The organism is Streptomyces hygroscopicus subsp. hygroscopicus (assembly GCF_001553455.1).
Classification (GTDB): Bacteria; Actinomycetota; Actinomycetes; order Streptomycetales; family Streptomycetaceae; genus Streptomyces; species Streptomyces hygroscopicus.
On the sequence record NZ_BBOX01000009.1, the window covers coordinates 37,687 to 58,511 of the forward strand.

At 66.8% G+C, this 20,825-nt stretch carries 18 protein-coding genes and 1 pseudogene; 3 read left to right on the forward strand and 16 right to left on the reverse strand.

Annotation, left to right across the window (positions count from 1 at the left end):
• Positions 1-83: 83 nt before the first annotated feature.
• The 3 genes from AXW62_RS01790 to AXW62_RS01800 all read right to left on the reverse strand — a co-directional run bounded on the left by AXW62_RS01790 (position 84) and on the right by AXW62_RS01800 (position 2,658).
• A complete protein-coding gene (locus AXW62_RS01790) occupies positions 84-1,247 on the reverse strand; it encodes a cysteine desulfurase family protein (protein WP_060942907.1) in 1,164 nt (387 codons plus the stop codon).
• A gap of 226 nt (positions 1,248-1,473) precedes the next feature.
• Complete coding sequence (locus AXW62_RS01795) at positions 1,474-2,094, reverse strand: HIT family protein (protein WP_060942908.1); 621 nt, start codon at positions 2,092-2,094, stop codon at positions 1,474-1,476.
• Between the two features lie 9 nt (positions 2,095-2,103).
• Positions 2,104-2,658: a dCTP deaminase gene (locus tag AXW62_RS01800; RefSeq protein ID WP_060942909.1), complete on the reverse strand. Its 555-nt coding sequence runs from the start codon at positions 2,656-2,658 to the stop codon at positions 2,104-2,106.
• Positions 2,659-3,603: 945 nt separating this feature from the next.
• Between AXW62_RS01800 and AXW62_RS01805 the strand changes: the two genes are divergently transcribed.
• Positions 3,604-4,176: a deoxynucleotide monophosphate kinase family protein gene (locus AXW62_RS01805; protein WP_060942910.1), complete on the forward strand. Its 573-nt coding sequence runs from the start codon at positions 3,604-3,606 to the stop codon at positions 4,174-4,176.
• A gap of 551 nt (positions 4,177-4,727) precedes the next feature.
• On the forward strand, positions 4,728-5,054 hold the full coding sequence (locus AXW62_RS01810) for a nucleoside triphosphate pyrophosphohydrolase (RefSeq protein ID WP_244502733.1): 327 nt from the start codon (positions 4,728-4,730) through the stop codon (positions 5,052-5,054).
• 587 nt (positions 5,055-5,641) lie between these two features.
• On the opposite strand, the gene AXW62_RS01815 is transcribed toward AXW62_RS01810, so the two are convergent.
• The 11 genes and pseudogenes from AXW62_RS01815 to budC form a co-directional block, all read right to left on the reverse strand.
• Positions 5,642-6,676 carry a LysR family transcriptional regulator gene (locus AXW62_RS01815; RefSeq protein ID WP_060942912.1) on the reverse strand — a complete coding sequence of 345 codons (1,035 nt, stop codon included), beginning with the start codon at positions 6,674-6,676 and terminating at the stop codon, positions 5,642-5,644.
• Between the two features lie 192 nt (positions 6,677-6,868).
• On the reverse strand, positions 6,869-7,627 hold the full coding sequence (locus tag AXW62_RS01820; protein WP_060942913.1) for an ABC transporter permease: 759 nt from the start codon (positions 7,625-7,627) through the stop codon (positions 6,869-6,871).
• Positions 7,614-8,561, reverse strand: a complete 948-nt coding sequence (locus tag AXW62_RS01825; protein ID WP_060942914.1) for an ABC transporter ATP-binding protein — start codon at positions 8,559-8,561, stop codon at positions 7,614-7,616. The genes AXW62_RS01820 and AXW62_RS01825 overlap by 14 nt, the downstream gene beginning before the upstream one ends.
• Positions 8,558-9,898 carry a condensation domain-containing protein gene (locus AXW62_RS01830; protein WP_159060785.1) on the reverse strand — a complete coding sequence of 447 codons (1,341 nt, stop codon included), beginning with the start codon at positions 9,896-9,898 and terminating at the stop codon, positions 8,558-8,560. Before AXW62_RS01830 ends, AXW62_RS01825 begins: the two co-directional genes overlap by 4 nt.
• Positions 9,899-10,106: 208 nt before the next feature.
• Positions 10,107-11,321, reverse strand: coding sequence for a beta-ketoacyl-[acyl-carrier-protein] synthase family protein (locus AXW62_RS01835; protein ID WP_060942916.1), 1,215 nt, complete (start codon positions 11,319-11,321; stop codon positions 10,107-10,109).
• Positions 11,322-11,328: 7 nt separating this feature from the next.
• Entirely contained in the window at positions 11,329-11,595 is a 267-nt protein-coding gene (locus tag AXW62_RS01840; RefSeq protein WP_060942917.1) for a phosphopantetheine-binding protein, read from the reverse strand.
• Positions 11,592-13,436 (reverse strand): acyl-CoA dehydrogenase family protein, encoded by a 1,845-nt coding sequence (locus AXW62_RS01845; protein ID WP_252368466.1) that lies wholly within the window; start codon positions 13,434-13,436, stop codon positions 11,592-11,594. The genes AXW62_RS01840 and AXW62_RS01845 overlap by 4 nt, the downstream gene beginning before the upstream one ends.
• Positions 13,437-13,441: 5 nt before the next feature.
• Positions 13,442-13,657, reverse strand: coding sequence for a hypothetical protein (locus tag AXW62_RS01850; RefSeq protein WP_143712683.1), 216 nt, complete (start codon positions 13,655-13,657; stop codon positions 13,442-13,444).
• 25 nt (positions 13,658-13,682) lie between these two features.
• Positions 13,683-14,756 carry a glycosyltransferase WbsX family protein gene (locus AXW62_RS01855; RefSeq protein ID WP_063817504.1) on the reverse strand — a complete coding sequence of 358 codons (1,074 nt, stop codon included), beginning with the start codon at positions 14,754-14,756 and terminating at the stop codon, positions 13,683-13,685.
• 238 nt (positions 14,757-14,994) lie between these two features.
• Positions 14,995-15,563: pseudogene (locus tag AXW62_RS01860) on the reverse strand (alpha/beta hydrolase); the annotation flags it as partial.
• Positions 15,564-15,596: 33 nt separating this feature from the next.
• Positions 15,597-16,382, reverse strand: coding sequence for a meso-2,3-butanediol dehydrogenase (gene budC, locus AXW62_RS01865; protein WP_060942921.1), 786 nt, complete (start codon positions 16,380-16,382; stop codon positions 15,597-15,599).
• A 223-nt stretch (positions 16,383-16,605) separates the two neighbouring features.
• Here budC and AXW62_RS44340 point away from each other — a divergent pair, with 223 nt between their 5' ends.
• Positions 16,606-17,559 carry a helix-turn-helix domain-containing protein gene (locus AXW62_RS44340; RefSeq protein ID WP_060942922.1) on the forward strand — a complete coding sequence of 318 codons (954 nt, stop codon included), beginning with the start codon at positions 16,606-16,608 and terminating at the stop codon, positions 17,557-17,559.
• A 196-nt stretch (positions 17,560-17,755) separates the two neighbouring features.
• Here AXW62_RS44340 and AXW62_RS01875 read toward each other — a convergent pair whose 3' ends face one another.
• On the reverse strand, positions 17,756-18,922 hold the full coding sequence (locus AXW62_RS01875; RefSeq protein ID WP_060942923.1) for a glycoside hydrolase family 113 protein: 1,167 nt from the start codon (positions 18,920-18,922) through the stop codon (positions 17,756-17,758).
• A 391-nt stretch (positions 18,923-19,313) separates the two neighbouring features.
• Positions 19,314-20,777, reverse strand: a complete 1,464-nt coding sequence (locus AXW62_RS01880; RefSeq protein ID WP_060942924.1) for an aldehyde dehydrogenase family protein — start codon at positions 20,775-20,777, stop codon at positions 19,314-19,316.
• Positions 20,778-20,825: the final 48 nt, after the last annotated feature.

Below are 20,825 nucleotides of genomic sequence, written 5' to 3' on the forward strand. Positions count from 1 at the left end.
TATACCTCAATGGACGAGGAGCGAGGCCGCCCTGGCGGGTTCTGGAGGAGCGTTCCGCAAGGGCGACAGGGGGTCGGGACGGGTCAGGCCGTGTTGGCCGGCACCGCTGCCAGGGTGTGTGCGGTTCGGGTGATGCATTCGGCGGCCCGGTCGACATCGGTGGCTGTGGTGGTGCGGCCGAGACTGAGCCGGAGGGTTGCGCGAGCCTGCTCGCGGGTGAGGCCGATCGCGGTGAGGACGTGGGAGGGTTCACCGCTTCCGGTATTGCAGGCCGAGCCGGTGGAGGCGGCGATACCGGGGAGGCGGTCGAGGAGGTCGGTGGCTTCGACGCCGGGAAGGGTGAGACTGAGGTTTCCCGGCAGTCGCTGGTAGGGATGACCGTTGACGACGGCGTTGGGGATCGCAGTCAGGAGGCGGTCCTGGAGCCGGTCGCGCAGCGCCCGGATGCGGGGCGGGGGTGTGACGGCGCCGGTGGAGATGAGGTGAGCGGCAGCGCCGAAGCCGACGATCGCGGGGACGTTGGGGGTGCCGGCTCGTAGTCCGCGTTCTTGTCCGCCGCCGGTCTGCTGGGCGGTGATGCGGATGCCGCCGCGGATGTAGAGGGCGCCGATGCCCTTGGGCCCGTAGAGTTTGTGCGCCGACAAGGAGGCTAGATCGACGCCGAGTTCGGTGACGTCCATCAGACCGCAGCCGGCGCTCTGGGCGGCATCGGTGTGCAGCACGATGCCGCGCGGGGCGGTGATCTCGTTGATCGCCGTGAGCCGCTGAAGGGTGCCGATCTCATTGTTGGCATGCATCACCGAGACCAGCACGGTGTGCGGGGTGAGCGCCGCGGCGATGTCGGCGGGGAGTACGCGGCCGTGCCGGTCGACGCCGACGCGGGTGAGCGTGTAGCCGTGGTGGTTGACGAGCCGTTGGCAGGCGGCGAGGACTGCCTTGTGCTCGATCGCGGTGGTGACAAGGTGCCCGCCGTGCGGGCGGGCGGCCAGGGCTGCGCCGACGATCGCGAGGTGGTCGGCCTCGGTAGCGCCGGAGGTGAAGACGATCTCACGCTCGTTCTTGGCGCCGACCAGGTCGGCCACGCGGCGGCGGGCGGTGCGGACAGCGCGGGCGGCCACCTCCCCGTAGGTGTGCGGGCTGGAGGGGTTCCCGTACTCGCTGGTGAGGAACGGCAGCATCTCCTGGAGAACACGCTCGTCCAGCGGTGTGGTGGCCTGGTGGTCGAGATAGATCGACTCGGTGATCATGCGGCCGGCTCCACGTGGTTGGCGGCGCCTGATGCCGTCGCAGCGCGATGGCTGGGCTTGATGGGGCAGGTGTTGAGGACGGGCAGTTTCAGCGAGTGCGGCAGTGCCATGGTCTGCCGCTTCGGCCGGCGCCGGGCCTTGGCCGCTGCGGTTGGCTCAGTGGCGGTGAGTGCGTGAAACGGGCGGGGCGGGGATATCACCATCGCACCGATCCCCCTCTCCTTCGTCAGGCGGGATCCGGGACGCGCAGGTCGGCGGAGAGTTCGGCGAGCGTGCGCTGGAGGTTCGGGGAGAAGGGGTGATCACGCCAGTCGAAGGAGTCACCGATGCCGAGCTCGTCGGCGCAGACGCGGCGGACGAACTGGCGGGCGAAGCCAGCCGAGGGCCAGTAGTAGTGCTCACCGGGCCGCGGCGAGAGATAGAGGTAGGAGCCGTCCGCAGCGGCCGGGAGCTCCGACATCGAGGTGAGCCGACGGCCGGGGCCGCCGGTCTTCGCATAGGCCGCGGTGACGGCGTCCGGGTCGGGCACGGGGATCAGGTGCAGGTGGCAGTGGCTGCAACAGGAGGCCCCCAGCTCGCAGTCGCGCGGGCCGTGTTCGGCCATGATGACCGGCCCGTAGCGGGCCTGAATCAGCGTGCGCATCTCCTCCGTCTCCGCGGCGACCCGTTCCAGATCGGCCGGGGTGACGTCGGCGGCGGCGTCCAAGTGCTCCAGCGGCATGAACAGGCAGTAACCGGGGGTGAAGGCGCCAACGGTCGGCAGCAGCACCCAGCCGCCGGCGGTCTCGGTGATGATGCGGGACTCGCTCTCGAATCCGGCGAATTCGGTGCAGAACTGGCAGTCCATCAGAAAGAATTACCTCTGGGTTGCGTCGATGGGGAACTTGTCGGCGTATCGGCTCTTCAGGGCGTCACGGTCGTAGAAGGGCTGGGACACGACCTCATCGCTGAGGAACCCCTCCAAGGCGAAGACAAGCAGGCGGGCCAGCGGCATGCCATGGTGCAGCCGCAGTGCGGCGGGGCCGGTGTTCACGAGCTCCAGCGTCAGGTACCCGTTCCAGCCGGGCAGGACGAACGGGCTGGTGACATGGACGGCCAAGCCGACGCGAGCCAGGTGGCTCAGCCCGCCGATCATCCCCATCAGCCCGGCCCCGAGCCGAAGCGGTTCATCGACCGCCGCCAGCAGCGTCTCGCCGGGCAGCAGCTCGTACGTCTTCCACGCGGTCACCGGCTCGCCGTAGAGGTCATCGATGCTGGACTGGTCGGCGAGGTCGATCACCTCCGTGCTGGGAACCACGAGTGGCTGTAGCGGCGAGCCGAGCGTCAACAGAAGGGAGTCGCGTCGGAGCTGGCCGGCCCACCCCAGATCGCCCTTATTGATCAGCTGCGTGATCGACTCGGCTGAGAGCATGGCTCACCCCCGGGGGAAAGTAGACAGCACAATGGGTATCGCCTTTCGGATCGAAGGCGGCTGCAGGAATCCTGCCTCGGAATGCTCCGAGAGAACAAGATATTTATGGGTTTTCTCAGGGTGAAATGCGGAGAGGTTCAGTTCTACTGGCCGTGCGGACAGTGCAAGGGCGCGGCCGTCCACGATCACGAGCACGGCCGCCTGGCTCGCATACGCAGCCGCCACCGAGCCTGCCGGGGAAACTCGAATCACCGTCCGCCGCGAGCACCCACATCCCGGCGCCCAGCTGTCCCTGTTCGATCTCGACGAAGGCATGTACCATCAGGTCTTCCTCACCGACACCCTTTACGGCGAAGGCTCCTTGCAACACAAGACAGGACAGTCGGCTTCGGCTGATTCCCTTCCCGGCACTTCCACGTCAACCAAGCGTGGCTGGAGCTGTCCCTGACTGCCCTCGGCCTGCTCGCCTGGACACGTACGTGGTCCTGCCGCTCGAGGGCGAACCAGCCGCCGCCGAGCCAAAGAAGCTTCGCCACCGACTGCCGTACGCAGCAGCCCGCATCACCCGCGGCGGCCGCCGCACGTACCTTCGGATTGGTGCGACCTGGCCCTGGCGAAACAAGCTGACCAGCGCGTTCGTCTGCCTAGCAGCACTGCCGCGGCCGGCTAGCTGAACCACGGCACCGTCCCTGAACACCCACGACCGAGGGACCCTTCGGGCCTCGATCTGCCCACGTGGCAGTCAACGACCAGAACCCCACCGCACGGCCATCACACCAGCTCAGCCACCAGAAGCGAAACGGGGAGGCTGCGGCGGATACGCTTTCGAACTCGCGTCCTCACAGGTCAGCGAAGTTTCTCTGCTATCGGTGTGTCAGGTAGGCCGATTCCGCTGAATATCCGCAGTCACCCTTACGCCAGCACCAGCACAAGGGAAGAAGGACGATGGGCAATATCGGCATCATCGGGCGCGCACGTTCCGGTAAGGACACGGCGGGGAAGTACTTCGTCGAGCAGCACGGGTATCGGCGCGTGGCCCTCGCCGACCCGATAAAGGAGGCGGCACTCCGGACCAATCCCATCGTCAAGGTGGATCACGCCGCGGAGTACTACCGGCTCGCGGAGGATATCGCTGAGTTCGGCTGGGAGCGTGCGAAGGACGACACTGCGGAAGTCCGCCGCATCCTTCAGGAACTCAGCGCCGCCATCCGCGCCCTGGACGAGGACTTCTGGCTCCGCCTGGCTCTCAAGGCGACGGAAGAGGCCAACGACGCCGGCGCCCCTGTCATCATCACCGACATCAGGTACCCCAACGAAGCGGCCTCCCTCGCCCGCGCCGGCTTCCATCTGCTCCACATCAACCGTCCCGGCATTCCGCAGATGGACCACGTGTCGGAGAAGACGCTCAGGCCGGAGGACGCGCGATACCTGATCCGCAATGACGGCACCCTCGACGACTTCCACGCGCAGCTCGCACGCGTCTGGGACGCGATCTACGCCGTTGAGCAGGTCGTCTAAGGCCGTGTCCTATGGGGTGAGGAGCGTGCGATGCGCATGGTCGCCGAGGTCCGCGGCGACAACGCCCGACCGAGGACGCCACGACCAACGCCGTCGTCACGAAGTTGGGCATCGGCACGCGCGAGACGCCGCGCAAGTGTGTGCGCCAGGACCAGACCGACACCGGGCAGCGACCGGAGGTACAAGAAAGAAGAACGAGCCACTCAAGGCGGTATCACTGCACGCGATCGATCAACGCAACGGAGCCGTCAGCCCGTCGGCTGATGTGTCGAAGCTGAGGATCTCGCGAATGTATTCAGTTTCAACGCGAGCAGGTAGGCGCCGCTGTAGCGGCGAGGGGCGGACCGAGTCCCTCGTCGCGAGAGACGCCGCGCGGAGTGCCCCTGTCTTGCCCAACGCCCGCTGAAACGGGCCGCCCTCGGCGGCATGGGCCCTGAGTGGATGGGACTGGCGGTTCGTACGGCCAGTCGTAAGGCGACTTCTCTAGGATACGGAGGCATGAGGGGCGGCGCCCGGCGACCGCCTCACGGAGAAAGATGCGGAGAACACGAGTGGATTCCTCCAGTGGGCACGGCAAGTTGGTGCGGGACCGGATTCCGCAGATCATCCGTGAGGACGGGGCTGAGCCGGTCACCTACACCGCGGGTCGGGAAGAATACCGCAGCCGGCTGCGGGACAAGCTTGGCGAGGAAGTCGCCGAGTTCCTTGAGGCGGATGAGAAGTCGGCGCCGGAGGAACTCGCGGACGTGCTGGAGGTGGTGCGCGCGCTCGCTGCGGACCTCGGGGTCACCGCGGATCAGCTGGAGAAGATCCGTGAGACCAAGGCAGGTGAGCGGGGCGGCTTCGCCGATCGGATCGTCTGGACGGGCAACCGCTGATCGGAGACCCTCTCAGCGATCGGTTGGTACATGGCCTTGTGCTGGACCGGGCACGCGGTTGGGGGCGTTCACGGGCACCCCTCTCACGTCTCGGGATTGGTCAGGACGGCAGGGCAGACCCCGGTCAGCGGCGGCACGAGGGCGCGGCCAGCCCCGCGGGCGAGTGCACTGATCCAGCCTGGCTCGAGGCCGCGCTGGAAGTCCTCGTTTCGGGTGGACCGGAAGCAGATCCGACCCCTTCATCAGCTGCCGCGGCGTCTGCCGTTCGGCCTCGATGGTGAAGGCGCTGGTGTCCTCGCCGGACAGGCCATCGTCGGGGCGGGTGCAACCCCCGCAGGTCAGCAGTGGGCGATCGTCCTCGGCGGCGGCCGTCCGGGGCCTGCCCGGTCGGCTGGGCGGCCAGGAGGCGGGCGGGGCGAGGTTTCGCTGGGCCAAGCGGCCAGATGTCCGTCACGGCTGGCGAAGGTGAGGCCGGCCGAGTGCGAGCGGTATCCAGCCGGCGGTTCGAACGGCTCGTGGGCGGCGGGGTCTGAGCGGGCGCCGGGCCACTTGTTGAGGTTGACCGAGGCCAGCAGCACGAGAGGTCCCTAAGGTCCCACGGGAAGGGGCCTGCCGGAGGCGGCCTCGTCACGGAAGGCGTCCCACAGAATGTTCAGGGGATGGGAGGCGTCATAGGTCTCACGTTCGCCCTTGCGGGCGAAGACACCGGAGACCAGCTGGAGCATGGGGTCGAAGTCGCCGGCGAAGTCGATGAGTCGGAAGTCCTCGCTGGTGGGCAGGTGTCCGGCGACGGCGGCTTCGCCGATGGAGCGGGCACACAGCATGCACCCGTAGGCCATGCGGGACCGCAGCAGGGCGAGTCCGAAATAGATGTCGTCGATCTCGGCGGTGATCTGCAACTGCGAGCGAAAGCCAGGACCATACCAGCGCTCGACGAAGTCGGTGATCACCCCGCGGGAGGGGATGACCAGCGGCAGGCTCCGCAGCCGGTCGACGCCGACGCTCTTGGCGGCGAGCTCGCGCACCGGCAGGTTCGTCAGCAGAGCCAGGCCCTCGCGGTGCCATTCGAGGAAGTCGTAGTCGGGAGCCACCCGCTCGGCGGCCGCCTCGGCCGCGAGATCGCCGCACAGTAGGTCGACCTGGTTGGAGTCCAGTCGTTTCCAGAAGTCGCGGCTCCGCACATGCACGACCTTCAGCTCGACCTCCCGCTCGAGCAAATGCGGAGCCACCCTCTCCAACACCCGGCCCAGGAAGCCGAGGGTGGACTCGGCCGTCCCCACCGTCAGCGTCGAGCCGAGCCGGCGGCGGGAGTCGGCAATGTCCCGCAGCCAGTCGGCAAAGGTTGCCCGAGCCCGCTCGGCGACCTCCAGCCCGGTCCGGGTGAACAGGAAGTCCTTGCCCCGGCCCTGCTTGACCACCAACAGCTCACCCGTGAGGGCCTGGAAGTTGCGGTTGAGGACGTCGAGCTGCTTTTGGACACTGGACTGCTCCCGCCCGAGCACCTTCGCCGCGGCCAGCGCGCTCCCCGTTTCACGGACGATGATCAGCGTCCTCATCTGGTCCCAGGTCAGGTCCAGCAAGTCCGGGGAACACGACAGGAGATCGGCACGGAGCCCCTCCATGCCCGACACTTTCAACGGCCCGGATGGCAACAACGGCGCCAACACGTCCTCTCTCTCTGAAGGACCTCGATCACCTTCGGAATTCACCCGGACCAGTCCAGGATCCGGGCACGCATCGCACCTTGGCCTTGCCCCTGAAGGGACCAACATCATCCGGATAACGCCGAGGTTCAAAGCAAGGTGGATAGCTTCTCAAACCAAGCGCAGGCGTCGTTCCGCGAGAAAGAAGAGAACGGCGCCCAGGACGGTAAGAACGGCGAGGTCGACCGCGAGCCGTCCAGTCACAGGGCCGAGAAGGACTTGACGCAAGGCAGAGGCGGCATAGTTCGCCGGGTTGATCCACCGGAGTACGGAAAGCGCCTTCGGTAGATTACTTGATGGCACAAGCACACCACCGAGCATCACCGTCGACATTGTCAGGGCCGTGCTGATCGCATGCCCTTGCTGATAGTTCTTGGCGTATGTACCGATGAAAGCGCCAACGCATCCCATGGGGATGATGGCCGCTGGCACCACGACGATCAGCAGCAGTTGCGGCCGAAGTGAGATGTCCAGAACGGCCGCACCGGAGAAGGTTGTCAGCAGCAGAGCCGGGAGTGACAGCAGAAAGAACGCGGCGCTGGTCGCTGCGACGAGCGCGGCGGGAGAGACCGGTAGGGTGGCGAAGTACCCCAGTGCTCCGGTTTCCCGCTGCATTGAGAAGTGCGAGGCCATCTTGTTTTGGTTCTCGAAACACATCGCCAGCACGATGGCTCCCACGAGGAGTTGCCCGGCGGCGTTGCCTCGCTCCGCCAGACTGCCGAATCCGATGACCGTGATCAGCGGTGCGATCATTCCGGTAACGGTGGTGGCGATCCACGACCACCGCCAGTTGCGGAGCTGGATGACGGTGAGATCAATGAACTGGATGTGCGCACGGTGGCGGCTGCGGGGCTGCTCAACAGGGCTCATGAGCGCTCTCCCGCCGAGCCGACGTGGTATCGCGGGCAAAGGCAAGGAACATGTCCTCCAAGTTCATCGCTGCGAGGCGCATGGTGCTGAGTTGCCTGCCGCTCAGCTGTGCGACGGCGTGCGAGGCCGACGAGGATTCGAGCCACAGCAGCCAACGGCCGTCAGTGCCCTGTTGCCATTCGCCGAAGCCCAGGAGAGGATCGGGCGGGCCCTCGGAGCCACTGACCTCCAGGCGTAGTAAGTCGCCCATACGGCGACGCAGGTCCGCCAACTCGGCCACGTCGATCAGCCGGCCGTCGCGCATGATGCCGACGCGGTCCACGACGCGCTCGACCTCGATCACGTCGTGGGTGATGATGACGATCGTCGTCTCCCCCGCTCGTCGCAGGTCGGCGCAGATGTCCCAGACCCGGCGTCGGTGCTCCGGGTCGAGGTCGTTGGTGGGTTCGTCCAGCACCAGGATCGGGGGAGTACCAACGAGCGCGAGTGTGAACTGCAGCATTCGCTTCTGGCCGCCGGACAGCTGGCGTGCCGTTTGTCGAGCGCAGCTCTCCAGACGGAAGGTGGCGATCAGTTCGTCCCGGGTACGCCGGGCCGCCGCTCGCGACAGGCCACGCAGATGTCCCGCATAGTAGATCGCTTCGGCTACGGTCAGGTGGTTCAGTGCGAAGGTCGCCTGGGGCATGTAGCCGATGAGGGTGGTCAGTTCGCCTTGCCTCGTGCGCATGTCGTGTCCGAAGAGGCTGAGGGTGCCGCTGTCGGGCACGGCAAGTCCTGCCAGCTGACGCACGAGTGTCGACTTGCCGGACCCGTTGGCGCCCAGCAGGCAAAACGTTTCGCCAGCGTCGATCGTCAGGTCGATGTTGTCGTTCGCCAGGGTGGCACGGCCCGGATAGGTCTTGGTGAGACCGCGCATCTCGTACGCGACAGTCATACGGCCTTCCCGCCCAGTGTGCGGTGCAGGAGTTCCGCCGTGTCGTCGGCCACCTGCTCGAGACGAAGCCTCTCCGCCGCGGCAATCCGCGAGCGCCACCGGAAGTCCAGATCCGCAGACATGGATACCTGAACGCGAAGGGTGTGAGTGCCTGTTCTCCTCACGGGGGGTGAGCCTTGGGCGGGCTGGCGGCCAGCCAGCGCGAACGGCGCGCGGACAAGCTTGCGCCACGAGGTGTCGCCAGTGAAGTTGACGAACGTACCTGGGCTTTCGGCCATCTGCTCTGGCAATGATGGACGGACGCAGTCCCAGTGTCTGCTGTGCGCCTTGGCTTCCTCGATCTGCGTGGCAATCTTCTCGAGGAGGGGGCCTGGGTCGTCCATTCCGGAGTCGGGCACTTCGAGGAGATACGGCGTGACCGTCGCCATCCAGCCTGCCAGGCGACGCACATCGTGCCCGTGGTGGTCCTGATATCTCCCGTGGCCACAGACGTCGAGACGTACCGTCGCCCTTCCCTCCTGCCGGGCGACGGCTGCCGCGATGGTCGAGAGCACGATGTGCTCGGGGGTGATGCCGTCCGCCGCAAGGGCACTGGTCGCCGCTTTCCAGCGGTCACCGTCCACTGTGCGGTGGGTCTCCAGGTCGGGATGGTTGCTGGCGGTGTCACCGAAGGCGCTGCGGAGCGTGATGTCCTGCCACGGCCTTGAACGCCACCACGGCAATTCGGCGGGCAGCACCGGGCACGGTCGCGCCATGGTGTGGGCGTGCAGTTGCAGCAGACGGGACGGTGTGCGTGATTGTCGCCACGATGACGCGTCGGCGGCGTGGTAGAACGACTGGAATTCACGCAGCAGGAGGACCATCGAGGCGTTGTCGACGAACAGGTGGCTGACAAGGAAAAGCAGATAGTCATCCGTGGAGGAGCTGACCTGGATGACCCGCCAGGTGGGCCCATTGCGGACCGACAGCTCATTGACCGCGCTGCTGCACAGCTTCGCTATCTCGTCCTCGACAGCACTGCCGGCGGCTAGCGGAATGTGCACGACGTCGACCGGCGGCGCCTCGCGGCCGGCCGCGATGACGACCTGACGGATGTCGTGCTCGGGGCCGACGAGCCGACTCCGCAGCGCGTCGTGTCGTTCCTGCAACGCGTGCGCTGCGGCACGTACCCGCTCTTGCGGCAGGCGTCCGGTAGCCCGTAGCAGGAAGGTGACGGCGTACGGATCGATGCTGGCGGATCCGCCGCACTCGCGGATCGCTCTGGCCTGCGACGAAAGCAGCGCGAAGGGTTCGGAAAGGCCGTGGGCCGTCCCGGAATCGGGTTTAACGGTTGGCATCACGAGGGAATTGGCTCCTGGTTGTCATGGCATATGCCCAGCGCCGCGTCGCATGCGGGCAGGGCACCGCTCCCGAGCAGCTTTCGGAGGCTGGGAACGGCACGGTCTCGGCCGACGGGTACTCCCGTGGATGACCGTGCCGCCGGTTGGCGAGGGTGTACGACACAGTCGGGGTGCATGACGATCGTCCTCATCGGCTGCGGTGGGCTCAAGCGCGGGTGAAGAGCAAGGCGACGTTCTGCCCGCCGAACCCGTACGACGTCTTCAGCACAACCGGGACTTCCATGCGTCGGGGCTTCCCGGTCACCACGTCCAGCTCCAGGCCGGACTCGGGGTTGTCCAGATTGAGGGTGGGCGGGATCACCCCGTCGTGAACCGAACGGACCGCGGCGATCGATTCCACGGCACCCGCCGCCCCGAGGAGGTGACCATGCAGGGATTTGTTGGCCGTCAGCACCGGATGGTCGCCGATGACCCGGCGAACCGCGGCCACCTCGATCATGTCGCCGACCGGCGTGCCGGTCGCGTGCGCATTCACGTGTGCCACCTCGGCCGGGACTATTCCACCGTCCTTCAACGCCTTCGTCATCGCGTCGGCGATACCCGCACCGTCGGGGCGCGGCCGGACCAGGTCGTAGCCGTCGGAGGAGACACCGGCACCGGCCAGTCGGGCGTAGACACGCGCGCCTCGGGCGGCGGCGTGGTCGGATTGCTCAAGTACGAGGACGCCGGCGCCCTCGCCCAGGACGAACCCGTCGCGGTCCTTGTCCCAAGGGCGCGACGCCGCCCGGGGGGCGTCGTTACGTGTGGAGAGCGCGCGGAGGGCACCGAACCCGGCGAGCGCCAATCTGCTGATCACCGCATCCGCGCCCCCCGCCACGACGACATCGGCGCGGCCGTAGCGGATCAGGTCGGCACCCATTGCTATGGCCTCGGAGCCGGTGGCACACGCGCTCGCCACTGAGTGGATGCCGGCGCGGGCGCCCAGCTCAACACCCACGCACGCCGCCGGTCCGCTGCTCATCGTCCGGGTCACGGTGAACGCCGAGACCCTGTGCCGGCTCTCCAGCAGCCGCTCCTGGCCGAGCACGGTCGTCAGGCCGCCCATGCCCGTACCGACACAGACGGCCAGCCTTTCCGGCCGAACGGGGTCGTCGTCGAGTCCGGCGTCGGCCCATGCCTCCCGAGTGGCGACGAGCGCCGCCTTCTCCACACGGTCGAAGCGGCGGGCCTCCTTGCGGTCGAAATGGGCGTCGGGGTCAGCGGCAAGCTCCGCCGCAATGCGAGTTCTCAGAGACTGCGCCCATTCATACGGCAGTGTGTCCACGGCGGATCGTCCGTCCAGCAGGGCCTGCCAATGTCCGGGTGCGTCACCTGCCAGCGGCGTCGCCGCGCCGATTCCGGTGACGACAACTTCTTTCATGTGAACGCTAGTCCTTTTCTCCGCTGCTGCGTTCATTGAGCGCATCAAGCAGGTCGCGGGGTGTGAAGGACTGGCCCAGCATCCTGTCGCCGATCACCTGCTGCAGGCGGTCCTCCAAGCAAGTAATCACCTCGAGCCGAGACATGGAGTCGAGATCGAGGTCAATGAACTTGGAATCGAGTGTGAACCCAGGGGGCAAGGGTTCCTCGGTGACCTCCTCGAGCGCTGCGGAAAAGGCGGCGACGAAGCTTTCCTCGGTGATTCGATCACTCATATGGCACATTCTTTCTTTGCAGCGTCCGGTGGTGTGGCCATTCGACCGTTGGCCGACCGGCTCCCGGCAGCGGCCTGCGGCATGGACAAGATGGAGAAGTAGTGGCTGGTTTTCCACTGCTCCTCCATGCGCGTGAAGAGGTGTTGGATTGTTGCCGGGTCCAGGTCATCGAGGCTGATGCCGGTGGCATCGGAGCGGGCGAGTATCGCCTGGAGCCAAGCGCCCTGGCCGAAGAAGCGGCCGAGCCGGTCCCGGTTGACAAGCCAGATTCCGAGACACGCCACTTGCATGTGGAGTTCGCAGCAGCGCTCGGCGAGGCGGACCAGACGAGTGGGGGTGTCCTTGGCGGAGGCCGCCCGATCCTCCGGTGACTTGGCGCCGCGGGAATACCTCTGACGTTCCTGCGTCACTGTGGTGAACAGCCCGTCGATTTCGCATCGCAGGGCATGGGCGAGCGTGCGCAACGCGTCGATCCGCTGCGGGTTGCAGCCGTCGTCCGGCTGCATACGGGCGAGTCGTTTCTGCAAGTAAGGCAAACTAGCGAAGACCGCATCCCGGCCCCGGCCGAACACGGACACTTGCCCAGGCTCCCAGTCAGGCAATGGCGCGCCCAGGTCGTACAGAGCGGCCCAGTCGTCGTCGCGTTGTCTGCTGTAGGCCCGGGCCATCGCCGGGAGCTGCACCGCCAGGCCGTCGAGGCACACCGCCTCGCTGCCGTCGAACATCGAGACGACAGAACCATCTCGCCGCGTCTTCTGGAAGATGCCTTCGTGCTCCAAGTCCCGGATGAAGTGTCGCGCGCCCAAAAGCTTCGAGAGAGCGTCACCCGCGCCATCCACAAGTCGGCTTACCTGCACCTTGGTGATGCTGGACCAGGTACTGAACTCCGATTCGAAGAGATGCAGGCCACGCATCGCGAGGATGCCGACGCACTCTGCCGCGAGCAGATTCAGGTACGCGTTGGCCAGCGTCTCGCGCACATGGGGTATGTCCGTGGCCACACCACCGTAGAGGGGCCTCTCGTTCAGGTATGCCAACGCCACACGCAGAAGCGTGTCACCGACGCCGAGTGAGAGTCCGCTGCACAGCGTACGAGTGAGCATCAATCCCCGCAGCGCCAGTTCCAGTCCCTTGCCTCGGCCGCCGAGCAGCGCGGACGCGGGAACGTAGGCACGGTCGAACTCGATGCCGCTGATGTCGCAGCCACGCAGACCGAACGTCGCCGTACGGGGCAGTCCTGTCACTGTGTCCGGCGCCATCGTCTCCTTGTCCAGCAGAAACAAGGACTGGTTATGAAAAGCCCCGGGGCCGCCCGTACGCGCCAGCAGCAGGACGTGCGTTGACGAGCTGCCCCGGTTGATGGGCCACTTTTTCCCTGATACCAGGTAGCCGGCGTCGCCGGTCTCGACGGCGACGCACTCGTTTGCCCCCAGGTCGGCGCCGTGCGCTGATTCGGAGTACGCGAGACACGGAATCACGCCACCGGCGAGCATGGCACCCGCGAAATCGCGGCACTGCTCATCGTTCCCGGCCAGCCAGACCAGCAGGGACCAGATCTGCGTGCTCTCGCTGACCGCGACGTTCATGTCGCGGCGTGCCAGGACACGGGTGAGCCAAAGGATGTCCTCACAGGAGGCGAGTTCACCACCCAGGGAACGCGGTACGAGGTACCGCTGCCAGCCCAGTTCGCTCAGGAAGCGTAGTCCCACGACGGGCAGCGCGTCATTCTCGTCGGCTTGCCACGCACGGGCGAAGGACACTGCATTATCAGGAAGATGAGGATCGCCCAGCGCGCTTTCGAAGCTTTCGACGAGGTCGCGGCGTGGGAAGCCGATGTCCACTGAGATCATGACACCGCTATCGCATTCGCGTGGAGGCAGGCGGACGAAGCCGCGGCAGCGGTGGAGCGGTCCATCACCAAAGTCCTCATCAATTCAGGTTCCATGCCACGCTCTGCCGGGCAGCACGCCGACCGGTATGCCTGGTCCGCCGGCAGGTCGGATACGATGATCCGCCGTTGCTGTTTGACCACAGCCTTCGATTTCATCAGAACTTCCTTCATCGGTTCGACCATCTGTTTCAGCAGGTCACCTTCCTCGCGCGACAGATGCGGCCGACTGGCGGGCTCGCGCAGTGCCTCGCAGATAGGCGTCACCCCAATGCATATCCGGCTCCAGGTAGCAGCTCTCACCCCATTCGTTCCAGGCGTTGACAAAGACCAGATTTTCAGTGTCGCTCTCGGGCCTGAACGTGAGCAGAGTCTGCTCGAGCCACTTCGAGTACTTGTCCGGCGTGGCACCATGGATCACCAAACCCCGATAGGACTTGCGGGGTGTGCTGTCCCAACCCGGGGTAACGCAAGGATAGGTGAACTTCGATTCTTCAAAAGCCTTCTGCGCTGACTGGATCACCTGGTCGTAGCCGACGACGCGGACAGTCGACTTGCCGTCCAGACATTCTACGTCGTGTTCCTCATAGGTTTCGGCGCGACTCGGCTGGAAATCGATGATCGCGTCGACGCCGAGGGTGGGCTGAACTCTTGGATCCGATCGAACAAGGCCGATGTAGAGCCTATCGCCCAAAATCCTCTCGGCGGCACGTTGTAGACTCTCGACCCGGGCGGTGATGTCCTCGAACTCGGTCGGACTGAAGATGAGGAAAAGCGGCCGTCCTTTCACCCGTACATAGTTTTCGTGTGTCAGTGCCGGCAGAAGATTGATGAGGTGCCGAGCATCATCCGACTCGTCGTACTGTTGTGGTATCAGCATCTCGCCCTGTGTGCCACTGAAAGAAGACCAGGTTCTCTTCCATGGCAGATTTGCCCAGCAGACAGCAAAAGGAAAATCGTGGGAGTCGACAGTGATGCGGTCACTCATCGGACGTTCCATGACCTGCCGGCCCTGGAACCAGTAGTGGTAGTACACGAACCCGTCGATTCCGTGGGCAGCCGCCATCTCGGCTTGTGCGAGGCGGGTTTCCGGCGTCCTGAGGTCGTAGAATCCCAGATCAGCGGGCATACGAGGCTGGATGTGACCATCGAACAGCGAATGGGCCATCACGGCCGTTCGCCACTCGGTGAATCCGGGCCCGTACCACATGTCGTTCTCTTGAATGGGGTGGAACTGCGGGAGATAAAAGGCCAGCACGCGATGTTCTGCCATTGGATACAGACCCTCCCTCGGTTTAGCTAGTGGAATATCGTGCGCAGAGGTTTTCTACTGCGGGCGGCCGAGACGGAGGTCCGCCCGTTGCTGACGGTGAAGAGCGAGGTAAGGAGGCTCCTGACAAGGCGGATATGAGGCGCCCGCACTGAGCCCTGCCGTGGTCGACCTGTCCGCGATGATGGCCGCCCCGAGTACCTCGATGCCGCGCAACGCTTAGTGGGTCGGGGGCTGGCGCTTATCCCAGCACCCGTCCGAGGAAGCCGCGGAGGTAGCCCGCGACGACGTCCAGGTGGCTCTCCAGCAGGAAATGGCCGCTGTTGACCAGGTGCACCTCCGCGTCCTTGGCGTCGCGGGCGAAGGCCCGTGCGCCGCTGGGCCGTAGATTTCGTCGTTGCGGCCCCGGACGACGAGCACTGGGGTCTCGCTGGTGCGCAGGAATTCGTGCAGCAGCGGGTAGAGCGGACGGATGTTCTGGTAGTCGCGGGAACGGCGCCAGTTGGACCTCGTCGTTGCCCTCGCGGGAGACGAGTGCGACGTCGTGTTCCCAGGTGTCCGGCTGACCAGACTCGGGTCGGGCACGCCGCGCACGTACTGCCAGCGGATGGCGTCGATGCTCAGCGCGGCGTGGACGGCGGGTCCGGTGTCGGGGGCCGGGGTTCGCCCCGTAGGCCCAGACGTCGGTCCAGAACGACTCGACGAAACCGTCTTCGTAACCGTTGCCGTTCTGGGTGACGAGAGCGGAGATCCGTTCGGGGTGTTTGAGCGCGAGGCGCTATCCGATGGGGCTCTGTAGCCCTGGACGTAAAAGCGTTAGCGGGTGTGCCGGTGGTGAGGCCGTCAGCCGTTGGCCTTGTACAGGTCGGCCTGGCCGTTGGAGGCGGTCAGGCCGCCGTCCACGGGGATGTGTACGCCATTGAGATAGCTCGCCTCGTCACTCGCGAGGAACGCGACGACGGCGGCGACCTCGGCCGGCTCGCCCGGGCGGCCCATCGGGACGCGCTCCACTAAACGCCGGTGCCGCGCGGTCCCCTCGGCGAACACGTCCCGCAGGCGCTGTCTGCTGAGGGTCACACCGGGGTGGACGGCGTTGACGCGGATCTCCCGGCCGTGGTCCAGCGCCATCACATTGGTCAGACTCGCCACCGCGGCCTTGGTCATGTCGTAGGCGGCCTGGCCCCAGTCGCCGCCGAGCGCGCCCACGGAGCCGATGTTGACGATGCATCCGCGCGTGGACCGCAGATGGGGCAGGGCGGCGCGCGAGGCGAAGAAGGCACCGTCGATGTTGGTGCTCATCATGGTCCGGTACGCGTCCATGCCGATCCGGTCGACGGTGCCGGGGATCGCCACACCGGCGTTGTTGACCAGTACGTCCAGGCGGCCTAACCGTTCGGCCACGCCGTTCATGGCCGTGGTGACGGCGTCCTGGTCCGTGACGTCGGCGACCCAGGGGCGCATGTCCGCACCGTTCGGGCCCTCCTGGGCGGTCTGTCGCAGTGCCGCCTCGGTACGGCCGACGAGCACCACGATGTGGTCATCGGCGGCGAACCGGTGCGCGATCGCGGCCCCGATGCCGCTGCCGGCACCCGTGATGACGGCTACCCGGCGAGGTGTGTTCTGGTTCACGGAGTTCTCGTCTTTCCATGCGTCGCGGGCCGGAACGCCCCGGGCCCTGCGCCACCCCGAAAGCTAGAGGAACGGCCCGGCGCACGCTTGGACCACAGCGACGGGATCATGGGACAGGAACGTCACGCGGTAGCGTCACACCGACGACACCCGACGCGGAGCGGAAAGACCGACGATGAGCAGTAACGGAGCGCAAGCTGATGGATCGCGTGGAGCGTTCACCGTGGACTCCACGGCCCCGGGCGCCGCATCCGGAGCGTTCGACGCCTTCCGGCGCGAGTGGGAGACGCAGATCGGCGACGGTTTTCGGCTGCCCACCTTCAGCCCGGCCACGATGGCGGACTTCCGGTCCAGGAGCCGTGCCTTCAGAGTGGGCGACGCGGCCGTCACCGACTTTTACAGCGAGTCGGTCCTCCGGACCGACGGCCCTGTCGTCCGCGTCGAGGACCAGGTCCGGCTGTATGTGGTACGGCGCGGCGCGTGGCGCCTGGACGGCTCCTCCGACCGGGGCGCACACAGCGTTTCGGCAGGGCAGTTCCATCTGCGGCACGTCGGGCGGCCGACGCTCTTCGAGACGGCACCGCACACCGTGGCAAAGGTCGTCGTGCTGCCTTCCGCCATGCTCAAACCGCTGATAGGGAAGCGGACTTTCACCGGGCCGGTGGACTCGGCCGAGGTGCGCCTGCTGACGGCACACACGAACATGCTCCACTCCGTGGTGGGCGACCTGGGGCCGGCCGGTGTACAGGCCGCCCACAGCATCCTGATCGAGCTGGCCAAGGCGGTGGTCAGGAGCCGTTTCGACGATGTGGAACCGCTGCTCGCGCCGGCTCTCGCCCAAGCCGCGAAGGACCTCGCCGAGGACCGGCTCACTGATCCGGACCTCTCTCCGGCGATGCTGGCGGGTGCGCTCAACGTCTCCCTGCGCACCCTGCAGCGGGCGTTCGCCACCGTGGGGGAGTCGGTGGCCTCCTACATCCGCCACCGGCGGCTGGAGGAGGCAAGAGCCGCCCTCGCCGCTCCGGTCGGCCGCCCGAGTGTCTCCGAACTCGCCGCCCACTGGCAGTTCGCGGACAGCAGCCACTTCATCCGGGCCTTCAAAAAGCACTACGGTCAGACGCCCACGGAGTACGTGCGCTCGCTGCGGCCGGACAGCGAGCGCCCCGGAACACCTTGACGTGGGCGAGCGGGGCGATCCGGGCGACCGTGGGGGCCGGACCGCGGCGGACCGGGGCGCTCATGGCGGCCTTCCGCGGAGGCGCCGACCGGATTCCCGAACGGCGCCTGGGGCGCGGGGCGTTGGCGTCCGGCGCCGGGTCCTGCGGCGAGGGCGGCGGGGGACACCAGGCGCACTCTCAGAATCCGGGCGGATCTCAGGGCCGCCGTCGTCGGCGGGCGTAGGCGTCGGCGACGGCCCTGAACGATTCCTTGGGCTCCCAGTGCCAGGGAGAGTCCGGATCGGCCGGGCGGTCCCGGACCGTTTTCACCAGGCTGTAGGAGGCCATGTCCAGGTCGAGTCGCGGCTCGCCGCGGTGCGGGGCATCGCGGGTGACGAAGGTGAAGGCCATGGCCGCGTACAGGCTCATCGACTCGAACACGTCGAGCACGTCGGTCAGGTACGCGGCCTGTGCGCGCTCGTCGCGCACCAGCCCATCCTTCACCCGTGGCGGCGTCCGCGTGTAGTCGACGACGTCCCAGCCCATGCCGCCCAGGCGCGGTGCGCCCTCGAAGGTGCAGGTGCCGAACTCGGTGATGGCGAGCGGTTTGCCGTGGCGTTGGTACTCGCGCAGTTCGCGGACGTGTCCGCGGTGGTCCGGGTACCAGCCGTAGTAGTCGATACACACCAGGTCGAACAGGCCCCAGTCCACGTCCTCGTCCTGCGCGGCCCCGTACGACAGGGGACCGTGGAAGACCGACCGGCCCACGGCGGCGGCCCGTGCGGTGAAGTGGCGCAGCCGCCGGGCGGTCCGCTCCGGGTCGTAGTTGCCCTTGGTCAGGTTCTCGATCCGTTCGAGCGCGGTGGCGCCGGGCACGATGCCGGGGACGAACAGCAGGAACTCACAGCCCACGTTCAGATGCACCCGTACCCCCTGCCGACGGAGCCGCTCGGCGAACCGCCCGGTCTCCGCGAGGTGGTCGAGGATGTCCCCAGCGGGCACATCGCCCAGAGTCGGCTCCAGCCAGACGTGCAGACCGTTCTCGGCCGCCTCGGCCGCGGTGCGGGTGAGCCGTTCGACACCGTCACCGGTGACCTTCACCGTGTCGGCGTGCAACTCGTGGCGGATCGTCCGCAGATCGGCCCGGGTGCGGGCCGCGCTCCACGCCGTCGCCGGCGTCTCCCCCTCACCTACTTCGTACACGACTCCGCGATATCGCACCCCGCCCGGCCCGGTGTCCCGCGCCCGCCTCCCGGGGGCCGGGGTGTGCGTCCCGTCGCGCCCTTCCGCCGCGGCGGCGTGCCCGGCGGGCAGGGTGCTGCCGACCGCGACCGCCCCTGCGAGCCGCAGCAACCGTGCCCTGCTGAACTGGGCTGTGCCCATCTCGTTCGCTCCCGTCTTCCGGATGGAAGCAGCCTGCCGGGGCCACGGGGGCCGGCACCATTCGCCGATGGTCTACAGGAGACAGGACCTAAGGACCCGCCGCCGTCGCCGAACGAACGACCCGGTACCTGTGCGGTGGAGTCGGCCGGCGTCCCGGACCCGGACCCGCGGTGGCGGTCGGCCACCTGCCTCGGCAGTGGCCGAGGCGGTCCGGCCGGTGGACCGATGTGCCGCCCTCTGCGGCCCGCGTACCCTCGACCCATGACCGGGACCCTCGCCCTCGCCCTCCCGGCCGCGGGCCCCCTGGCGCGCACCTTCCCGGAGGCGGCGTGGTCGGCAGGGCGCGGAACGTCCTCGATCCGCCGGCCGAAGCGGCCGAGGACGCCGTCTCTCACAGGTTGAGAAGCACGTTCTTTCTCTGCACATAGCCCATGAGCGCCTCCCGGCCTTTGAGGCTCCCGTGGCCACCCCGCCCGAAGCCACCGAACGGCACTTCCGCCCCTCCGATGATTGATTGGTTGGACACAATATGTCCGGCCCTTACTCCATGTGCGGCACGTAGCATCCGCCCGAGGTCGCGAGTGAACACGCTGCACATCAGGCCACTGTGGCCGGCGCTGTTGGCGAGTTCGATCGCGTCACGTTCGTCGCTGAATTTCATGACCGCCATGACCGGCCCGAACACTTCCTCTTTGGCGACCCGCATATGTGGTTCCACGTCACGGAGCACCGTTGGCTGGAGGAAGGAACCCGCACCCGGAAGCCGCGTACCGCCCGCAACGCACTGTGCCCCGGCCCGCTTCGCGTCCTCGATGATGTCCAGCACCCGGTCAAGCTGTGCGTGGCTGTCCATCGGCCCCATGTAGGGCTTGAATTCACCGTCTCCGCTCTCCATTCCGGGGCCGACGGTCAGACTCTCCGCCAAAGCGATTGACCGGTCGATGAGCTCCTGGTAGCGGGACTCATGCACAATGATGCGGTACATGCCGCAGCAGAACTGTCCGGCATTGAGATACGTTCCCATCCGCGCTTCGGCGACGAAGGCGTCGAGATCCGCGTCTTCATGGACAATGGTCGGGGAAGTCCCTCCCACCTCCACGATGCTTGGAATGATGGTCTTGGCAGTGTCGGCAAGGACCGCGGTGGCCGCGCCGGCCTGCCCGATGAACACGAGGTGGTCGATGTCCGGATGACGGGCCAGGGCGGCCCCTGCGTCGGCACGCCGTCCGCAGAATATATTGACCGCACCGTCGGGAAACCCGGCCTCCTGCGCGGCACGTGCGAGCCAGGAGGCGGAAATCGGGGCCAGTTCGGACGTTTTCATCACACATGAATTCCCGGCCGCCAGGGCGACCGCAAGCGTGCGTGATGGTATATATATCGGGTAGTGGCAAGGCATGAATTGCGCCGAGACGCCGAATGGTTTGTACACCGTAAAATCGAAACGGGTGTTGTCGCAGGGCACGGAGCGCCCTTCCAGCGACTCGGTCATGGAACCGAAGTATTCGAAGAGGCGGACCGCCATTCTTACTTCCGCCTCGGCTTCGAACAGCGGCTTCCCCTGCTCCAAGGTGATGGTGCGCTTCACTTCGTCAATGTGGTCGGCGAGGTACTCGCCCATCGCCCGGACCATGCGGCCGCGTTCCATCGGGTGCAGGTCGGCAAGGGCACCGGATCGATGTGCTCGGTGCGCCGCGCCGACGGCCCGGTTGACATCGTCCGTATCGGCAAGAGCGTGCTCTGCCAGGGCGCCGCCCGTGCTGGGGTCGCATACCGTGATCTTGCCGGCGCCGCCGTGGCGGAATTTTCCGTCGATGAAGTTCGGCCAGTACGACTGGATGATGCCGCTGCTCATGATGTCCTTTCATCGTGGCCGCGCCGATGGCGGAGACATGGGCCGCCT